At 57.3% G+C, this 855-nt stretch carries 1 protein-coding gene; it reads left to right on the top strand.

What is annotated here, in order from left to right:
* The coding region (locus tag H5395_RS18425; protein WP_182791347.1) for a transposase at positions 1-194 on the top strand (194 nt) is incomplete at its 5' end.
* Positions 195-855 lie beyond the last annotated feature (661 nt).

An 855-nucleotide genomic window follows, 5' to 3' on the forward strand; every position in this document is an offset into this window, starting at 1 on the left:
GCATTGCTCGGCGGACAGTGGACAGCAGCGAGAGGTTGGGCTGCCACCGCTGGGTCGTCGAACGAACGCTTGCCTGGCTCAACCGCTTCCGCCGTCTGACTATCCGCTATGAGCGACGCGCCGACATTCACGAGGCCTTCGTAATCCTCGGCTGCGCCCTCATCTGCCTCAACCAGATCAGAAGGTTTTGTTAGATGCTCTTAGTTCGACATCACGTTCATATTCGGTCATAGGCGCTCCTCCTGCTTGCTGCCTTACTGCACCATCTTGACATGCCGTAGAGGCGACGATCGCCAGGAAAGATGCGGCCGTCAGTGGAGAGGCAGCAGGGCGCGGCAACGCCTGCCGGCAGACTCCCAGAGCTAATCAGTCAGGCCCCATGCATCAGCTGCACCAAGGGTAAGCCCTGCTGACCGGATGTGCAGCAGGATTTTTACCCATGGATGCAGTCACATTAGAACAACCCGTAGGAGGGATGCTCCCGCAAGGGATATTCGTCATCGTCCTCGCCGCATTCTGGCTGGTCATTTGCCGGAGGTGGGAGTGATTTGATCACTTGGTGGTAATCGCACTGCAGACGCTTCGCGGTCCACTCCTTGCCCCGACTAGTCAGGATGCCACGCCGGTTCAGTTCATTTGCGACTACGTGCAACGGAGCATCCACGCCGATTTCGCTTATCACGACAGCGATACTTTCACGCCTTTGGCGGGCAGATATTTGTCTGCTGGGTAATCCTCCCATTTCTAACGGGGTCCATTCGTAGAACTCATGCGGCCATTTTCAGTTTCTGGGCGGGTGTGATGCCGCCGATGCCCATGTTCGGGCGGTCGTTGTTGTAAGTCCAGAGCCATTGC

It is taken from the genome of Paracoccus sp. MC1854 (assembly GCF_014164635.1).
Taxonomy (GTDB): Bacteria; Pseudomonadota; Alphaproteobacteria; order Rhodobacterales; family Rhodobacteraceae; genus Paracoccus.